We start from the raw sequence: 16,950 nt of genomic DNA, 5'->3' as shown, positions 1-16,950 counted from the left end.
GACAACCCGTCACAGTGAGAGTTGAATGCGCAAGAACCCTTCGGCATTCGTGCCAGCCAGCGTTGGGCTGAACTCTGTGATGTCCGCGAGGTGACGTTGTGCCTGTTGACCGGTCTTCAACAGGACAGAGGACCCCGGCATGGGCGCAAAACGGAATGGGCAGAGGCCCTGTTCCAGCGATTCCGTGGGCAATGCACCGGTCAGGTAATCCTTCAGCGCGTGTTGGATCGGCAAAGCCGGAACGTTGATGATTTCGGCGTCCCGTATGAACGGAAAATGCCCACCGCCGCTGGCGCGGTAATTGTTCAGTGCAACGACAAAGCGTTGTTCGGCCGTCACCGCGTGGCCTTGGAAACGAAGATCTGAGATGCGCCGGTATGCCGGATTTACCAGTCGCCCTTCCGCATCGAACCGGGGCGGTACGCTCAGATCGATCACGTAGCTTAGCCCGAACAAAACATCGAAATTGTGTCCGGCTCGATCAGGATTGACCAATTCAGTTTGCGCGCCGGGTTTCACCTGATTGAAAACGCCCGCAGACATTTCAAGCCAATCTCTGACGTGCTTTCCTGCCACCGCGACCGCACGAAGTTCGTTTGGAAAGATGTTCAGATCAGCCACGTGTCGCATGCGCATCACGCCCGCAGGAATGTCCGAGTAAAAACGAGGCCCGGCACGACCACCGAATTTCGAAGGTGCCACGGCGGACAGTAAAGGTGTCGTTTCACGGGCTGTACCCTTCAGGTTCTGGCGCACAGCCGAAGCCTGCGCCGCGGCCACTATCGCAAGCCCGCGATCCTTGGCGCAAAAGCTGAAATAGCTGTGCAGGTGCTGATCCGTATGCCCAATTGGTTCCTCGGCCTGTTTTCGTGTTGCGGAATGCACATCCGAAAATAGCGCCACCAATGACGGGTCCTCGGGTGCCGGGTCAGCACCTGATACTGGGCGCAGTTCAACGCGATGCGCCGCAACCGACCAACCCTTTTCTGTCGTGGCAGTCAGCGTTAGATCAATCACGCCAAGATGAGATCCGGCAGATCCCGGCATGACAACAGGTGTGCCATGCACCATACCGCCAGTGGCATCGACGTGTTCCAGCCCAGCGTGCGATTTCCCCGGCAGGGTAAGATGTGTGTGCCCGGCGATGATGGCGTCTATACCCTCAATCGCGGCAAGGGGGATAATCGCGTTTTCAAGATTGGGCGCGGGGTCAGCGGAGCCCAGCCCCGTATGGGCAAGCGCGATGATTACGTCGCAGCCGTGGGATCGAAGCTCAGACACTTTAGTGCGCGCGCAGGTCAGGATGTCGTCTATCCGGACGTCATCACCCAGCCGATGAGATTCCCAATTCCGGGTCTGTGGCGGAACGACCGAGAAGACGCCGACGGTTAGTGAGGCTTGGTGCCCCGCGACCTCAACCCGGCGGGTTAGAACTACCTGATCCTGCCAGACCTCGTTGGCGCCCGGGCGATGAACATTGCTGCAAACCACTGGACAGGGGGCCTGCGAAAGGATGCGGTCCAGTATATCTTGACCGAACCCGAAATCATGATTGCCTAACCCGATCGCATCATACTCTAACGCGCCAAAGGCCTGCATCAGCGCATGCGGCTTGTCAGCTTGCTCGGCGGCCAGATCCCCAACCGGAGTTCCCTGCAGCGAATCGCCATTGTCAAAAAGTAACACGACCGAGTCTTCCCCCTGCGCCTCAGTTCGGGCTTCACGGATCAGGCTGGCGGTTCGGGTCAGGCCAATTGTGGGTTCAGGGGTGTCAGAATAGTAATCAAAACTCCTCAAGTTCATATGAAGATCCGTGGTGGCCAGTATTCGGATCTGCACGGTCTGCGAAGGCAGAGAAGGGGAAGGTTTCAAATTTCTACTTTTGGCAGTTTTGTCTTAGTCATTTTCAACAAAAAGATTAATCACAGTGAATTGCAAGGCTTAGCTGTGTTCATTCGATGGCGACCTGTGGTTTTAGGGGTGAAATACCGTTGCAACTGATTGGTCGACATGGCAGCCCTGTGCGGACAAGCCTAAGGATAACTTATGAAAAATGCGGAATATGTGACGTTTGGTAGCTCGGGGCTGGATCGTGCGGCGCATATTCGTGGGGATGCTGATGCGGTCGCGCGGGCGCGATCGCATCCCGATGCAAAATGCCTGCTGTTGTGGCGCGGTAAAGTTTTAGTTCAGGGTGAGGCGCTGGATCGATTGGGGCTGATCGCGATGTCGCATAAGCTGGTCGAAAACGGGCCGGGCGGTTCTGTCGAGCAGCCTGTGTTCTTGGGGCTGTCGGACGATGCGCCGGTGTTTGCCTTTGATATTTCGGACTGGACGGCTGATGGGTTGGACGTGTCCGGTGTCGGAGGCTTTATCGACAAGTCAGAGCAACAGCACCCGGACTTGCCCCACGGCCATGTCTTTGCCGAACTGCGCCGGATCATGACCCGTTTGTCGACGCGTGACGCCGAACTGGCGGCTTCGGCCAAGGCGGTGACCGCATGGCACGAAACGCATCGATTTTGCGCCCGGTGTGGCGCAGCCAGCGAACTTGCGCAGGCGGGGTGGCAGCGCAGTTGCCCGTCCTGCGGTGGGCAGCACTTTCCGCGTACTGATCCGGTCGTCATCATGTTGATTACGCAAGGTGATTCAGTGTTGATGGGACGTTCACCCGGCTGGCCAGAAGGGATGTATTCGCTGTTGGCAGGGTTTGTTGAACCGGGTGAAACGCTTGAGGCAGCGGTCCGGCGGGAAGTGATGGAAGAGGCCGGGGTGCCCGTAGGTGAGGTCCGTTACCTGTCCAGCCAACCCTGGCCGTTTCCGGCCTCGTTGATGTTCGGCTGCGCGGGTGAGGCGTTGTCGCGCGGCATCACCATCGACCCGGTCGAAATCGAAGATGCGATGTGGGTTACCAAATCCGAGATGATGCAGGCCTTTGCCGGCGAACACCCCGTTTTGCTGCCAGCCCGCAAGGGAGCGATTGCGCATTTTCTTTTGCAAAACTGGCTTGCGGATACATTGGACTGACAAAATACTGTTCTGAAAAGCGAGAGAACCCCGAACCACAATGCAGTTTACAGTGCGCGAAGATATCGAAGCTCCCATCAACTCGGTGTTCGAAATGGTGGCCGACTTTGACCGATTCGAACGGATCGCGATGCGGCGCGGGATCGACGTCCGGCGGATTTCGGGCGAATTGGGCGTTGTTCCGGGCACCAGTTGGGAGACAGAATTCAGGTTACGCGGAAAGCCACGTCAGATTTCCGTGCAGATGGCCGAATGCGACCCGCCTTTGCTGATGCGGTTCGAAGCGGCAAGCAAGGGGATGAACGGGGTCACGACGGTGGAGCTTTTGGCCCTGTCGCAGCGCCGCACGCGTCTAAGCGTTGATATGTCCCTGTCGGCCAAATCCCTGCCTGCGCGGCTGCTGTTACAATCGCTCCGGCTTGGGCAATCCCGGTTTCGCCGACAGTTTCAGTTGCGCCTGACCGAGTTCGCTCGGGAAATGGAACAACGTCACATTCATGGCGGCTGATTATCCAAAGCTTTGGTGAGAACGAGATGGATAGTTTTATTGTTCGTGAGGCGGTTTTGACGGATGCCCAAGGTATCTCAGAGGTGCTGCGGGACATCGCAGCGGCCGGAAAGCGTAACAAGCGCTGCGACGTTGATTTTGCCCGCGAGCATTACGTGGCCGACCCCGACCGGATCAGATGTTCCGTCGCTGTTCAGGGAGAAGAGGTCCTGGGGTTTCAATCACTGAAATGGGCGGTTGAAAACAACCCATATGGTGCTCCGGTCGGGTGGGGCGTCATTGGAACGCATATTCGCCCGTCGGCCGCCCGGCGCGGTGTCGGTCGCGCCCTGTTTCATGCAACACTCTTGGCGGCACGGGAAAGTGGCCTACCGGCCATTGATGCGACCATTTCGGCCACAAACGCCGAAGGATTGGCCTATTATTCGGCGATGGGCTTTGTGGATTATCGGGAGCACGAGGGTGCCCAGTGCAAAAGCTTTTCCGTGATTTGAGCCGAGGTCGCTTCAACCGCGCGGTTGAGCCGCTGGGTAGACGCCCAAAATCTCGACATTCGTGGTGAAGTGTTCCAGTTCTTCCATTGCCAGCTGTACGTTCCGGTCGTCCGGGTGGCCCACGATATCGGCATAAAACTGGGTCGCAGTGAACGACCCATCGACCATGTAGCTTTCCAACTTGGTCATGTTGATGCCGTTGGTCGCAAACCCACCCATCGCCTTGTAAAGCGCAGCCGGAATGTTGCGCACCTGAAAAACAAAACTGGTGATCATGCCATGTTCTCCGCGGCGTGACATGTCGGCCTGTTGTGACATCACCAGAAAGCGCGTGGTGTTGTTGTCGCGGTCTTCAATGTGCCGGGCAAGAACGTTCAAGCCGTAGATTTCGCCGGCCAACTCGCTGGCCAATGCTGCTGAATGCACCTCGCCTTGTTCCGAGACCTCGCGGGCCGCACGCGCGTTGTCGGGGCTGACACGTCCCTTGATGTTGTGTTCTTTCAAAAACCCGGCGCATTGCGGTAGCAGAACCAGGTGCGAGTGTGCCTCGGTGACATCCTCGATTTTGGCCCCGGGAACGGCAAGAAGGTTGATGTGAACGCGCACGAACGCTTCTTCGATGATGTGCAACCCGCTGTGGGGAAGCAAACGGTGGATATCGGCGACCCGGCCATACGTGGTGTTTTCGACCGGCAGCATTGCCAATTCAGCCTCACCTGCGCGCACCGATTCGATCACATCTTCGAAAGTCCGGCAGGGCAGGGCCTCCATATCGGGGCGGGCATTACGGCAGGCCTCGTGGCTGTAGGCGCCGGGTTCTCCCTGAAATGCAATACGTTTGGTCATTTGGTCGATTCCGTGCAACAAGTTCGATAATTGGGCGTTTAGTCGCGGTGTCTATACCTTGCCTCTTGTAAGGGGAAGCCTTAGACACCCCGCAGACAGCTGAAATGGACTCGCGATCAATGTTCGACACGATGACAGTTACCAAGGCCGCAGCAGGCCTGTTTGGCACCTTCCTGGTGCTGCTTTTGGCCAAATGGGGTGCCGAAGTGCTTTACCATGCGGATGGGCATGGTGAGACGGCCTCGTATATTATCGAAACCGAAAGCTCCGGTGAAAGCGCTGACGGCGAAGAAGTGGTGTTCGAAGACATGCTGGCCGCCGCAGACCCCGACAAGGGCGCGCGGGTTTTCCGCAAGTGTACTGCCTGCCACAAGCTGGAAGACGGCGCCAACGGCACTGGCCCCTACCTGTTTGCAATCGTGGATCGCCCGGTTGCTTCAGCCAAAGGTTTCACTGGCTACTCAGCTTCGATGCAAGCCCATGGCGGCAATTGGACACCCGAAGCGCTGGATGCGTTCCTGACCCGCCCCAGTGCCTATATCTCAGGTACATCCATGAGCTTTGCGGGTCTGAAAAAACCGCAGGAACGGGCCGACCTGATTGCCTATCTGCAGACCATCAACTGATCTTTCGCTCAGTTTTGACGCATTCAAAAGCCGCTGCCCCGTGCAGCGGCTTTATTTTTTGTCTAAGTAAATCTTCACAAAGTGTTCACGCACTCTAAACTTGAAACTGGCAGTGCTGGTCTTTTAGCTGGCGCAAACAATATTAAAGACGTCAACGAGCAGGGGATGAACCACATGAAATCCAATCGAGTTACCGCTTTAGCGCGAACAAGGGATTTCGGACGCTTAGTTCACATTCTAGCTTTGGGGGCATTGCTCTGTGCAGCCGCTGCAACTCAGCTTTTTGCTGAGGAAAAGATCATCAAATCACACGGGTTCTCGGAATTCGGTGATTTGAAGTATCCGGACGGTTTTGCGCATTTCGACTATGTGAACCCGGATGCGCCACGTGGTGGAGAACTCTCCTATGCGGCGCAAGGCACGTTCGACAGCTTTAATCCCTATACCAGGCAGGGCCGGGCTGGTGCGAGGTCGGCAGATCACTACGAAAGTCTGCTGGTTCCGTCCTATGATGAACCTGCGGCCTATTACGGCCTGCTAGCCGAAAGCCTGGAGTATCCCGAAAGCTATGATTGGGTGATCTTCAACATTCGCCCCGAGGCGCGGTTTTCCGACGGCACACCGGTGACAGCTGAGGATGTGGTGTTTTCCCATAATCTGCTGCTGGACCAAGGGCTGAAATCTTATGCCGACGCAATTCGCCAACGGATCCCCAAGGCCGAGGCGCTGGATACCCATCGTGTAAAGTTCTACTTTTCGCCAGATTTCCCCCGCCGGGGCCGGATTTCTCAAGTTGGGGCCACGTCGATTTTCTCTAAGAAATGGTTCGAGGAAGACCCTGAAAACCGCCGATTGGACAAGTCGCGGCTGGATCCGGGTATCGGTTCGGGGCCATATGTTCTGGATGATTATGACATCAACCGGCGCATCGTCTACAAGCGCAACCCCGATTATTGGGGCAACGACGTTAACGTCAATGTGGGCCGCAACAACTTTGACACCATCCGCGTTGAGTATTTCGCCGATTCCATTGCTGCGATGGAGGGGTTCAAGGCGGGCACATTTACCCTTCGGCAGGAAAACAACTCGAAAAGCTGGGCAACGGCCTATGATTTCCCGGCAATTGCGAATGGTTCTGTCGTGCGGGCTGAACTGGCAGACGGAAATGTGCCGTCAGCGTCGGGCTTCATCATGAACCTTGACCGGCCAAAGTTTCAGGACCCCCGCGTTCGCGAAGCTATCCAGCTGGCGTATAATTTCGAATGGACGAATGAGAGCCTGCAATATGGATTATTCCAGCAGCGTAGTTCGTTCTGGGAAGGAACGCATCTTGAGGCGACCGGTCTGCCCGAAGGGCGCGAGCTTGAGGTGTTGCAAGAATTGGGCGACGCGCTGGACCCTGCCATCCTGACCGAGGAACCGGTCTCGGCGCATGAATCCCGGGCCGCCCGTCAAAATGACCGTGGCAACTTGCGCAAGGCGATGAAACTGCTGGACGAAGCTGGTTGGCTTGTTGGGGATGACGGCATTCGTCGCAACGACAAGGGCGAAGTGCTGTCTGTTGCATTTCTGTCCGACCAGCCAACGCTGGACAGGCTTATTCAACCCTTCGTCGCCAATTTGCGGGCAATGGGGATTGATGCGAGCTACAACCGCGTGGACAACGCCCAGTTCACCTTGCGCCGCCGGGACCGTGATTTCGACATGATTGTTGGCGGGTACCCGAGGTCGTTGCAGCCGTCGACAGGGTTGTATCAGCAGTTCGGAACCGAAGCGGCCTCTTACTCGGTCTTCAACCCGTCGGGTGTGCATGGCCCGGATATCGAACCGCTGATCGATAACATTGCCTCTGCCGAAGACAGCGAAGAGCTGTTTGCAAATGTCCGCGCATTGGACCGCGTCCTGCGCGCCAAGCGGATCATGGTTCCCACGTGGTATCTGGGCAAGCACTGGGTTGCCTACTGGGACATGTACGAATACCCGGAAAATCTGCCGCCTTACGCATTGGGTGTTGAAGACCTCTGGTGGATCAACGAAGAGAAAGAAGCCGAGTTGAAATCCTCCGGCGCCTTGAGGTAATCCGCCCCCATGGGAGCATATATTCTTAGACGACTGTTGCTGGTCATCCCAACCCTGCTTGGGATCATGATCGTCAACTTCACGCTGGTTCAGTTCGTTCCTGGCGGTCCGATTGAACAGATCATCGCCCAGTTGGAAGGTGGCGGTGATGTGTTCGAAGGGATCGCCGGCGGCGGCAGTGACATCGAGCAACAGACCGGCGGCACGAATGACCGCTACATTGGTGCGCGTGGCCTTCCGCCCGAGTTTATCGAAGAGCTGGAAAAGGAATTCGGGTTCGACAAACCTCCGGTTGAGCGGTTCCTCAACATGATGGGCAATTACCTGACGCTGGACTTTGGTGAGAGCTATTTTCGGTCGATCAGCGTAACCGATCTGGTGTTAGAGAAGATGCCGGTGTCAATCTCGCTGGGTCTGTGGTCCACGCTGATCGCGTATCTGGTGTCGATCCCGCTGGGCATTCGCAAGGCGATTAAGGACGGGTCACAATTCGACACCTGGACCAGCGGCGCGATCATCGTAGCCTATGCCATTCCTGGGTTCCTGTTTGCGATCCTGCTGTTGGTTCTGTTTGCCGGGGGATCTTATTGGCAGATATTCCCGCTTCGGGGGCTGACCTCGGATAACTGGGACAGCCTCAGCCTGTTTGGCAAGATCGTCGACTACTTCTGGCACATTGCCCTGCCGATTATCGCGCTGACGATTTCTGCCTTTGCGACGCTGACTCTGCTGACCAAGAACTCGTTCCTGGACGAGATCAAAAAACAATATGTCATGACCGCCCGCGCCAAGGGTCTGAGCGAAAGCCAGGTTCTATACGGCCATGTTTTCCGCAACGCGATGCTGATCGTAATCGCCGGATTCCCTGCGGTTTTCATCGGTGTGTTCTTCGGGGGGTCGATCATCATCGAGACGATCTTCTCGCTCGACGGTCTGGGCCGTCTGGGTTTCGAGGCCGCAGTGGCGCGCGACTATCCGGTGATCTTTGGAACCTTGTTCATCTTTGGCTTGATGGGGTTGGTTGTCGGCATCATCAGTGACCTGATGTATGTGCTGGTCGACCCGCGCATCGATTTTGAAAAGCGGGAGGGGTAAATGGCACTTTCCCCTCTCAACCAGCGTCGCTGGCGCAATTTTCGCCGTAATGGGCGTGCATTCTGGTCGCTGATGGTCTTTTCCGTCCTTTTCGGCCTATCGCTATTCGCCGAGTTCATCGCCAATGACAAACCAATCCTCGTAAAATACCGGGGTGAATTTTACACACCGATCTTCAATTTCTACGCGGAAACCGAATTCGGCGGTGATTTCCAGACCGAGGCGATCTATCGCGACCCCGAGGTTCAGTGTTTGATCGACAGCGGTGGCATCGAAGACTGTTTTGACGATCCCGAGGGGATTATCGACGAAATCAAGGCCGGTACATTCCAGGCAGAAGGGTACGAGCGTGGCTGGGCCGTCTGGCCGTTGATCCCGTATTCCTTCAACACCAGCGTTGATCGCCCCGGTGCAGCGCCGCTGCCACCCAACGGGCAAAACCTGCTGGGCACGGATGACACCAAGCGCGACGTGTTGGCCCGTGTAATTTATGGCTTCCGACTGTCGATTTTGTTCACGCTTATGGTCACGGGTGTGGCCAGTCTGGTTGGGATATTCGCCGGGGCCATTCAGGGCTTTTTTGGCGGCTGGCTGGACCTGATCTTCCAACGGATCATCGAGATCTGGTCAGCGACGCCTTCGCTTTACGTCATCATCATCATGTTTGCCATTCTGGGTCGAAGCTTCTGGCTGCTTGTGGCGCTGATGATCTTGTTCAGCTGGACCGGGCTTGTGGGCGTTGTGCGCGCCGAGTTCCTGCGGGCGAGAAATCTGGAATATGTGCGCGCTGCGCGGGCACTGGGTGTGGGCAATATGACAATCATGTTCCGCCACATGCTGCCCAACGCGATGGTCGCTACGCTGACCTTCATGCCCTTCATCGTTACGGGTACCATCGGCGGCCTGGCCTCGCTGGATTTTCTGGGCTTCGGCCTGCCATCTTCGGCCCCATCTTTGGGTGAGTTGACCCTGCAGGCCAAGCAGAACCTCCAGGCACCCTGGTTGGCCTTCACCGCCTTTTTCACCTTTGCCATCATGCTGTCGCTACTGGTCTTCATCTTCGAAGGCGTGCGCGATGCATTTGATCCCAGAAAGACCTTTTCATGAGCCTGCTGGATGTGAACAACCTCAAGGTCTCGTTCCGTCAGGACGGGCAGGTGAGCGCAGCAGTCAAGGGCGTGTCCTTTACTGTTGATCGGGGTGAAACGGTTGCGCTGGTGGGTGAATCCGGATCCGGCAAATCAGTCACTGCGCTGTCGACAGTGTCTTTGCTGGGTGACAATGCGATTGTCGAAGGTTCGGTCACCTATGAAGGGCAGGAGATGATCGGCGCGTCTGACCAGCACCTGATGGATGTGCGCGGTAACGATATCAGCTTCATTTTTCAGGAGCCGATGACCTCGCTCAACCCGCTGCACACGATCCAGAAACAAATGGCCGAGTCACTGGCCCTGCACCAGGGTCTGACAGGTGATGCTGCACGGGCCCGGATCGTCGAACTGCTGACCAAGGTTGGCATCCGCGATCCCGAGGAGCGCCTGGACAGCTATCCGCATCAATTGTCAGGTGGCCAACGCCAGCGCGTCATGATCGCCCTGGCACTTGCCAACAAGCCTGATATCCTGATCGCGGATGAGCCGACAACGGCCCTGGATGTGACCATTCAGGCGCAGATCCTCGAATTGCTGGCCGAGCTTCAGAAATCTGAGAATATGGGGATGCTTTTCATCACCCACGACCTTGGGATCGTGCGCCGTATCGCCGACCGGGTCTGTGTGATGAAGGATGGCGAGGTTGTCGAAACTGGCGCGACCCAGGAGATCTTTAACAACCCCCAACACCCCTACACCCGCAAGCTGCTGGCGGCCGAACCATCTGGTCACCCCGATCCTGTGGCACCCGACGCCGAAGAAGTAGCGCGCACCGATCACCTTAAGGTCTGGTTCCCGATCCAGCGCGGGTTCCTGAAACGCACAGTTGGCCATGTGAAGGCGGTGAACGATGCAACGCTCAGCGTACGCGCCGGTGAAACCTTAGGGATTGTGGGCGAAAGCGGCTCGGGTAAGACAACGCTGGCGCTAGCGATCATGCGGTTGATTGCGTCCGAAGGGGCGATAACCTTCCGCGATCAGGATGTACGCCGCTGGTCGACGCGAGAGTTGCGGCGCTTGCGCAAGGATATGCAGATTGTGTTTCAGGACCCATTCGGAAGCCTCAGTCCCCGGATGACTTGCCAGCAGATCATTGCCGAGGGGCTGGCGATCCACAAGGTCGACCCGCACCGCTCGCCACGGGAGCTGGTGACCGAAGTGATGACCGAAGTGGGCTTGGACCCGGCTGCGATGGACCGCTATCCGCACGAATTCTCGGGCGGGCAGCGTCAACGTATTGCCATTGCACGAGCCATGGTCCTCAGGCCAAAGTTGCTGGTTCTGGATGAACCGACCAGCGCCTTGGATATGACTGTGCAGGTTCAGATCGTCGACCTGTTGCGCGATTTGCAGCGCAAATACGGACTGGCCTACCTGTTTATCAGCCACGATCTAAAAGTCGTGCGTGCGATGTCCCACAATGTGATTGTCATGCGAAACGGTGACGTCATCGAAATGGGCGCGGCCGAAGACCTTTTTGAAAACGCCCAGACAGACTATACCCGCGAACTGATAGCGGCGGCGGGCTGAAACCAGCCCGCCCGGGGCTTTCAGGCATTCGCTGTTTCGCGCGCCGCGGATTTTGGAACCGGGCCGCGAAGCTCTTCGTAATGATCGAATTGCAGTTTTACCCACCCGGTGCCGCGTGTCGCGCTGGCGAGGGTTCGATGCAGCTCGTCCTCGGCCACAGCAGGCAGTTGGGCATTGAAAATCTCCCATCCAGACGCGTTGGGATTGCCTTCAAAGCCCAGAACCTGACCCTGCAGCGAACTGATCGTAGGCACCAGGTCGCCCACGAAATTCGAGGGCAAGTGGATTTCGGCGTTCAGGATGGGTTGCAGGACCACCGGTTTCGCCTGCGGCAAAGCCTCTCGCACCGCGTTCTTGCCCGCAGTGCGGAACGCATAGTCAGAACTGTCGACGTTGTGATGCTTGCCGTCGCTGAGCGTGACTTTGACATCCACAACCGGGAACCCTTCAGGCCCTTGAACCAGCGCATCCTTGGCCCCGTGTTCGACCGATGGGATATAGTTTCTGGGCACAGCGCCCCCTTTGACGATCTCTTCGAATTCGAACCCGGCCCCACGTGGGGTCGGTGCGATCGAGATCACCACATCGGCAAATTGCCCTGCGCCGCCGGATTGTTTGCGGTGGCGATGACGATGTTCGATCGGTGCGCGGATGGTCTCGCGATAGGCCGTCTCAACCGTCTGGGTCTCAATCTCGATACCGAAGTCTTCGGCCAGTTTGGCGCTGACCCGGCGCATATGCTGAGGCCCCTGCGATCCCAGAACCGCATGACCGCTCAGTTCATCGTGTTGCAGGTGCAGTCCGGGGTCGATCTCGACCAGTCGGGATAACGCGTTTGACAGGCGTACATCGTCGCGCTCATGTGCAGGCGACACAATTTGCCGGTGGGCGGCCGGATGGGCCTCGGCCCATTCCGGTAACGGTGTAGTTCCGGTGTTGTCGTACAGGTTGCCGGGGTTGAGGTGGTCGGATTTCACGGCCAGCCCGATCTGACCAGCTTCCAATTCCGAAATTTGGGTTTTGGCATCCAGTGTCGTCAGGTTGCCAACCGTTTCCCCGCCTAGGGCTTCATGCGCTTTGACGCCCTTGCCCAGACCGCGCAGCACGATGATTTTTCCGATGTGCTTTTTGACATCCGCGAACCCGGCAATTGCGCGCGCGTCCTCGGCAGCTTCGTCCCGCCCGGCGGCGATATTGAATTCTGGAGCTTCGTGACGCAGCGCTTTCATCAAACGGGTCAGCCCGTTGCCGTGGCTGGCAGACCCCAGGCAGGCCGGGATCAACTGATGGCTTTGCAGAACCTGCGCGGCCAGATCATAGATTTCTGCGCTGGGCGGCTGTTTGTCCTCGATCAGTTGTTCCAGCAGATGATCATCGAAATCTGAAAGCGTCTCCAACAATTCGGTTCGGGCTTCCTGTTCCCGGTCTTCAACGGACTGCGGAAGTTCGATCAGGGCCGAGGGTTGCCCTTCCTGATACTTCCATGCCCGTTCCGAGATCAGGTCGACCGCGCCGATGATCGCCTCGCCATCGCGGATTGGAACCTGCCGCAATGCGATGTGGTGTGTGCAATAGGTTTGCAGAGCGGCGATGATATCGCGGATACGTCCGTTTGGGGTGTCCATGCGATTGATGAACAGAAAGCAGGGAATACCCGCCTCTTCGACCAGCCGCAGATAAGGGGCGCAAAGCACGGCGGCGTCCGGGTCGGGCGGTACGACAACGACAGCAGCATCCGAGATCGCCATGGCAGGGCCTACATAAGCCATGGTGTCGCTGCCACCATTCACGTCGATGGCACACCAGGGTTCGTCCAAGTAAGAAAAACCGTGCAAATGCACGGTTCCGGAAACGTCGAATGTGGTTGGCCGGCCATCAAGGCGGCTGATGGCCTCGACCAGTGTTGTTTTGCCCGAGTGGCTGGGGCCGAGGACAGAAAAAACGCGCATGAATGCAGTCCCTCTTTCAAGTTGCAGAACGGCTGCACGAAAAAGGCGGTCGAGCGCGAACGCGTCGGCACATACTGTCTGGTACTCTGCCTGCCTCAGGCACGGGGCGGATTTCCACCCGCCCTACAAGTGTGGGGAAAACCCACCCTCCGCGTCAAGTCCTGTCCTGCGTTGGTATCAGATCGCCGAGCTGTGTCCCGCCTTGCTCAGATCATAGGCATCAAAGGTGCGGGCGACCATTCGGGTCAGCGCGCGCGCCTCGGGCGGGATGAACAGGCCGTCTTCTGAAACGCTTAGCAACCCGTCGAAGGTTGCGTTTGCAGTCTGATACATCTCCTGCAATTCCGCGGCGGTGATGTTGTGGTCGCGCAGAATCTCGGCGGTATCTATCCGGAAATCGCACATCAACGCTTCAATCAATCGGGCGCGCAAGATGTCTTGGCCTTTGAACAAGTGCCCACGGGATATTGAGAACCCGCCCTCGCGGATCGCTTTGGTATGCGCCGACGTCGCGGGTGCGTTCTGGGCGTATCCTTGCGGGAATCGTGAGATCGAGCTCGCACCAATCCCGATCAAAACGTCGGACTGATCGTCGGTGTAGCCCTGAAAGTTGCGCTTTAGCCTTCCCGTGTTCAGTGCGTGCGTCAGCCCGTCATCCTGCGTGGCAAAGTGGTCGATGCCGATTTCGGCATACTTGTCCCACAGGAACAGGCGCCGGGCCGTATCGAACAGATCCAGGCGGTCTTCGGGCGTTGGCAGGGCATCCGTTGGGATCAGCTGTTGCCGCTTGGCCATCCACGGCACATGCGCATACCCGTACAACGCCACCCGGTCCGGGCTGAGCGACAGCAATTTCTGCACGCTTTCAGTCATCCGCGCTTTGGTCTGGTGCGGCAGACCATACAGAATATCGGCATTCAGGCTGGCGATGCCGCGCGCGCGGATCATTTCTATGGCCTTGCGGGTGGTGTCGTAACTTTGGATGCGCCCGATGGTTTTCTGGATTTCGTCGTCGAAATCCTGCACTCCGATAGACGCACGGTTCATGCCAGCCTCGGCCAATGCATCGAGCCGACCCTCGTCAATCTCGTTCGGGTCGATTTCGACCGAGAACTCTGCATCCGGCCCCAGCGGGACAATCTCAAGAATCCGGGCGGCCAGATCGCGCATCAGATCGGGGTTCAGCAGGGTGGGTGTACCACCGCCCCAATGCAAGCGCGAAAGGGTTACCCCCGCAGGAAGGTGGGCGGCCAGTAGGTCCAGCTCGGCCTTGAGGACATCCACATAGGCGATCACCGGGTTGTCGGTCTGGGTGCCTTGCGTCCGGCAAGCGCAGAACCAACACAGCCTGCGGCAGAACGGGACGTGGACGTACAGTGACACGGAACTGCCGGGCTTAATCCCGGAAATCCAGTCGCCAAAAAGACTTGGCCCGACATCGTTGCTGAAATGTGGGGCGGTGGGATAGCTTGTGTAACGCGGGACTTTCGCGTCAAATAGTCCAAGCTGTGCCAATTGCGGTTTCACTATCATACCGATACCGTTAAGCCACGGCCGTCTATGAAACCTTGACTGAGATCAAGTGGAACCGCGAACGATGTTAAAAGCGCAATTTGACCATACCAACTGTTCGGACTGCCCCATTCGGCACCGAGCCGTCTGTGCACACTGTGATGTCGATGAATTGGAAGAGCTTGAAGGCATCAAGTATTACCGGACCTTTGAGGCGGGCCAAACGGTTATCTGGTCGGGAGATCAGATGAATTTTGTGGGCTCTGTCGTGTCGGGCATCGCCTCGTTGACCCAGACGATGGAAGATGGTCGGACGCAAATGGTCGGCCTGCTATTGCCCAGCGATTTTGTTGGACGACCCGGTCGGGAAACAGCGCCCTACGACGTGTTGGCCACAACCGATTTGGTCATGTGCTGTTTTCGCAAGAAACCGTTCGAAACCCTGATGGGCAGCACGCCGCACATCGCCCATCGACTGCTGCAGATGACGCTGGATGAGCTGGACGCGGCGCGTGAATGGATGTTGGTTCTCGGGCGCAAAACCGCGCGCGAGAAGATTGCAAGCCTGCTGTCAATCATTGCCCGGCGGGATGCTTCAATTGCGCCCAAGCAAAAACCTGGCCCGATTGTCTTTGACCTGCCGCTGACGCGTGAGGCTATGGCAGATTATCTGGGATTAACCCTTGAAACCGTAAGTCGCCAGATTTCGGCCCTGAAGAAAGAAGGGGTTATCGAGTTGGAAGGCAAACGCCACGTGACAATCCCCGACATGCGGCGCCTGATGGATGAGGCCGGCGACGACTCCGATGGCGGTTTTCTGGTTTAAGCCTGTTCTGCTGCCTGCAGCCGTGATTTACTGAATACGTGAATGAACCGCGCAGGAGTAAGGCATGGAATTCAGTAGCATTTTGGCAATGCTGGTCATCGGTGCGATCGCCGGGTGGCTTTCGGGGAAAATTATGGAAGGCCGCGGGTTCGGCCTGATCGGAAACATAATAGTAGGGATCGTGGGCGCCTTTCTTGCAGGTCTGATTTTCCCGGCGCTGGGCTTTTCGGTTGGCGGCGGCGTGTTTTCGTCAATACTCTTCGCAACCATCGGCGCGGTCATACTGTTGTTTGTGATTGGTCTCATAAAACGCGTCTAGGCCATCCGTCCGAACGGAAGGCCTTGAATAGGAAAAACGCCCGATCAGTGTGCCAGAAACACTGGGACCGAGGCTTGTTCCAGCATGTTGCGGGTTGCACCACCCAGAATGGCTTCGCGGAACCTAGAATGGCCATATGCACCCATAACGATCATGTCCGCCTCACTATCTTCGGCGTGCCTGTTCAGGATGTCTGACACACGGGTCATGGTTTTGCTGAGCACATCAATCTCACATTTGACCCCGTGACGGGCCAGCATCTGAGACAGCAGTCCACCTGGGTCAGAACGGTCGGGGCCGTGGCGCGGCGGGTCGATGACGACAATCCGAACCAGATCGGCTTGCGTCAGGAAAGGCAGGGCGCATCGGATGGCGCGCATGGCTTCGACACTTTCATTCCACCCGATCAGCACAGTACCGGGGCGCTCAAAGGGCGCTGCATTGTCGGGTGTGACCAGAATTGGCGCGTGACCCTCGAACATGGCGGCTTCGACAATTGGTTCGGCTTCGGCGCTGCGGTCTTTGCCATAAGGTTTAGGCAGGACAACCAGATCCGAGAACCGGGCACGATGCGCCACGTGGCGACCAATATCAGCGATCTGAGCGACCCCGCTTTCAGCAGACCAGCGAATACCGGACTTACCCATGTAATCCTGAGTTTGCGTCAGCAGTTCGTCGGCGTCTGCGTTGGCCCGGCTCAGCGTTTCTTGCAGGACCAGAGCATTTGCACCTGCGTAATAATAGCCCGCTTGGCTGCGATCGACGCCAAGGCATAGCGCTTCAGCATGCGCATCCTGTGCATTTGCCAGTGCAACCATTTGCGCCAAGGCTGATTGTGATTGTCCCGAGTCCGTTACGACTGTGAGAAGAGATTTGTACGCCATTTTGACCTCTTGTCTTCAGGGCTAAGTGGCATGCGGCCATGCAACTCAGTCTAAGGCTTAGGATTGTCACAGATTTCGGGCTATTGTCTTGATACAGATCAAAG

Annotated in this window: 15 protein-coding genes; 10 read left to right on the top strand and 5 right to left on the bottom strand. The window is 57.3% G+C overall.

Annotated features, from left to right (window positions below; genetic code table 11):
- Positions 1-9: 9 nt before the first annotated feature.
- On the bottom strand, positions 10-1,839 hold the full coding sequence (locus AC2FIO_RS17815) for a bifunctional 2',3'-cyclic-nucleotide 2'-phosphodiesterase/3'-nucleotidase (RefSeq protein ID WP_496699317.1): 1,830 nt from the start codon (positions 1,837-1,839) through the stop codon (positions 10-12).
- Positions 1,840-2,046: 207 nt separating this feature from the next.
- Between AC2FIO_RS17815 and nudC the strand changes: the two genes are divergently transcribed.
- The 3 genes from nudC to AC2FIO_RS17800 are packed head-to-tail and all read left to right on the top strand — an operon-like array spanning position 2,047 to position 4,029.
- Positions 2,047-3,027 (top strand): NAD(+) diphosphatase, encoded by a 981-nt coding sequence (nudC, locus tag AC2FIO_RS17810; RefSeq protein ID WP_496699315.1) that lies wholly within the window; start codon positions 2,047-2,049, stop codon positions 3,025-3,027.
- A 40-nt stretch (positions 3,028-3,067) separates the two neighbouring features.
- Complete coding sequence (locus AC2FIO_RS17805) at positions 3,068-3,535, top strand: SRPBCC family protein (protein ID WP_058272507.1); 468 nt, start codon at positions 3,068-3,070, stop codon at positions 3,533-3,535.
- Between the two features lie 26 nt (positions 3,536-3,561).
- Complete coding sequence (locus AC2FIO_RS17800; protein ID WP_496699312.1) at positions 3,562-4,029, top strand: GNAT family N-acetyltransferase; 468 nt, start codon at positions 3,562-3,564, stop codon at positions 4,027-4,029.
- Between the two features lie 12 nt (positions 4,030-4,041).
- On the opposite strand, the gene AC2FIO_RS17795 is transcribed toward AC2FIO_RS17800, so the two are convergent.
- Positions 4,042-4,875 (bottom strand): prephenate dehydratase, encoded by an 834-nt coding sequence (locus AC2FIO_RS17795; protein WP_058279807.1) that lies wholly within the window; start codon positions 4,873-4,875, stop codon positions 4,042-4,044.
- 119 nt (positions 4,876-4,994) lie between these two features.
- Between AC2FIO_RS17795 and AC2FIO_RS17790 the strand changes: the two genes are divergently transcribed.
- The 5 genes from AC2FIO_RS17790 (at position 4,995) to AC2FIO_RS17770 (ending at position 11,356) form a co-directional block, all read left to right on the top strand.
- Entirely contained in the window at positions 4,995-5,501 is a 507-nt protein-coding gene (locus tag AC2FIO_RS17790) for a c-type cytochrome (RefSeq protein ID WP_058272647.1), read from the top strand.
- Between the two features lie 174 nt (positions 5,502-5,675).
- Positions 5,676-7,580, top strand: a complete 1,905-nt coding sequence (locus AC2FIO_RS17785) for an extracellular solute-binding protein (RefSeq protein WP_282153025.1) — start codon at positions 5,676-5,678, stop codon at positions 7,578-7,580.
- Positions 7,581-7,589: 9 nt separating this feature from the next.
- Positions 7,590-8,675, top strand: a complete 1,086-nt coding sequence (locus AC2FIO_RS17780; RefSeq protein WP_058279808.1) for a microcin C ABC transporter permease YejB — start codon at positions 7,590-7,592, stop codon at positions 8,673-8,675.
- Entirely contained in the window at positions 8,676-9,782 is a 1,107-nt protein-coding gene (locus AC2FIO_RS17775; RefSeq protein ID WP_108861177.1) for an ABC transporter permease, read from the top strand.
- On the top strand, positions 9,779-11,356 hold the full coding sequence (locus tag AC2FIO_RS17770; protein WP_496699310.1) for an ABC transporter ATP-binding protein: 1,578 nt from the start codon (positions 9,779-9,781) through the stop codon (positions 11,354-11,356). Before AC2FIO_RS17775 ends, AC2FIO_RS17770 begins: the two co-directional genes overlap by 4 nt.
- 20 nt (positions 11,357-11,376) lie before the next feature.
- Here the strand turns inward: AC2FIO_RS17770 and AC2FIO_RS17765 are convergent, their stop codons facing one another.
- Positions 11,377-13,305, bottom strand: a complete 1,929-nt coding sequence (locus tag AC2FIO_RS17765) for an elongation factor G (protein ID WP_496699308.1) — start codon at positions 13,303-13,305, stop codon at positions 11,377-11,379.
- Positions 13,306-13,482: 177 nt separating this feature from the next.
- Positions 13,483-14,838, bottom strand: a complete 1,356-nt coding sequence (hemN, locus tag AC2FIO_RS17760; RefSeq protein WP_282170447.1) for an oxygen-independent coproporphyrinogen III oxidase — start codon at positions 14,836-14,838, stop codon at positions 13,483-13,485.
- Positions 14,839-14,902: 64 nt separating this feature from the next.
- Between hemN and fnrL the strand changes: the two genes are divergently transcribed.
- Positions 14,903-15,643: a transcriptional regulator FnrL gene (gene fnrL, locus AC2FIO_RS17755; RefSeq protein WP_282120264.1), complete on the top strand. Its 741-nt coding sequence runs from the start codon at positions 14,903-14,905 to the stop codon at positions 15,641-15,643.
- Positions 15,644-15,707: 64 nt separating this feature from the next.
- Positions 15,708-15,962 (top strand): GlsB/YeaQ/YmgE family stress response membrane protein, encoded by a 255-nt coding sequence (locus tag AC2FIO_RS17750; protein ID WP_170417060.1) that lies wholly within the window; start codon positions 15,708-15,710, stop codon positions 15,960-15,962.
- Positions 15,963-16,006: 44 nt separating this feature from the next.
- Here the strand turns inward: AC2FIO_RS17750 and AC2FIO_RS17745 are convergent, their stop codons facing one another.
- On the bottom strand, positions 16,007-16,846 hold the full coding sequence (locus tag AC2FIO_RS17745; protein WP_282120263.1) for a universal stress protein: 840 nt from the start codon (positions 16,844-16,846) through the stop codon (positions 16,007-16,009).
- Between the last annotated feature and the right edge of the window lie 104 nt (positions 16,847-16,950).

The organism is Ruegeria sp. CDSB086 (genome assembly GCF_059611065.1).
Note: the sequence above shows the minus strand (reverse complement) of the source record. Positions and strands in the feature narration are given on the sequence as shown.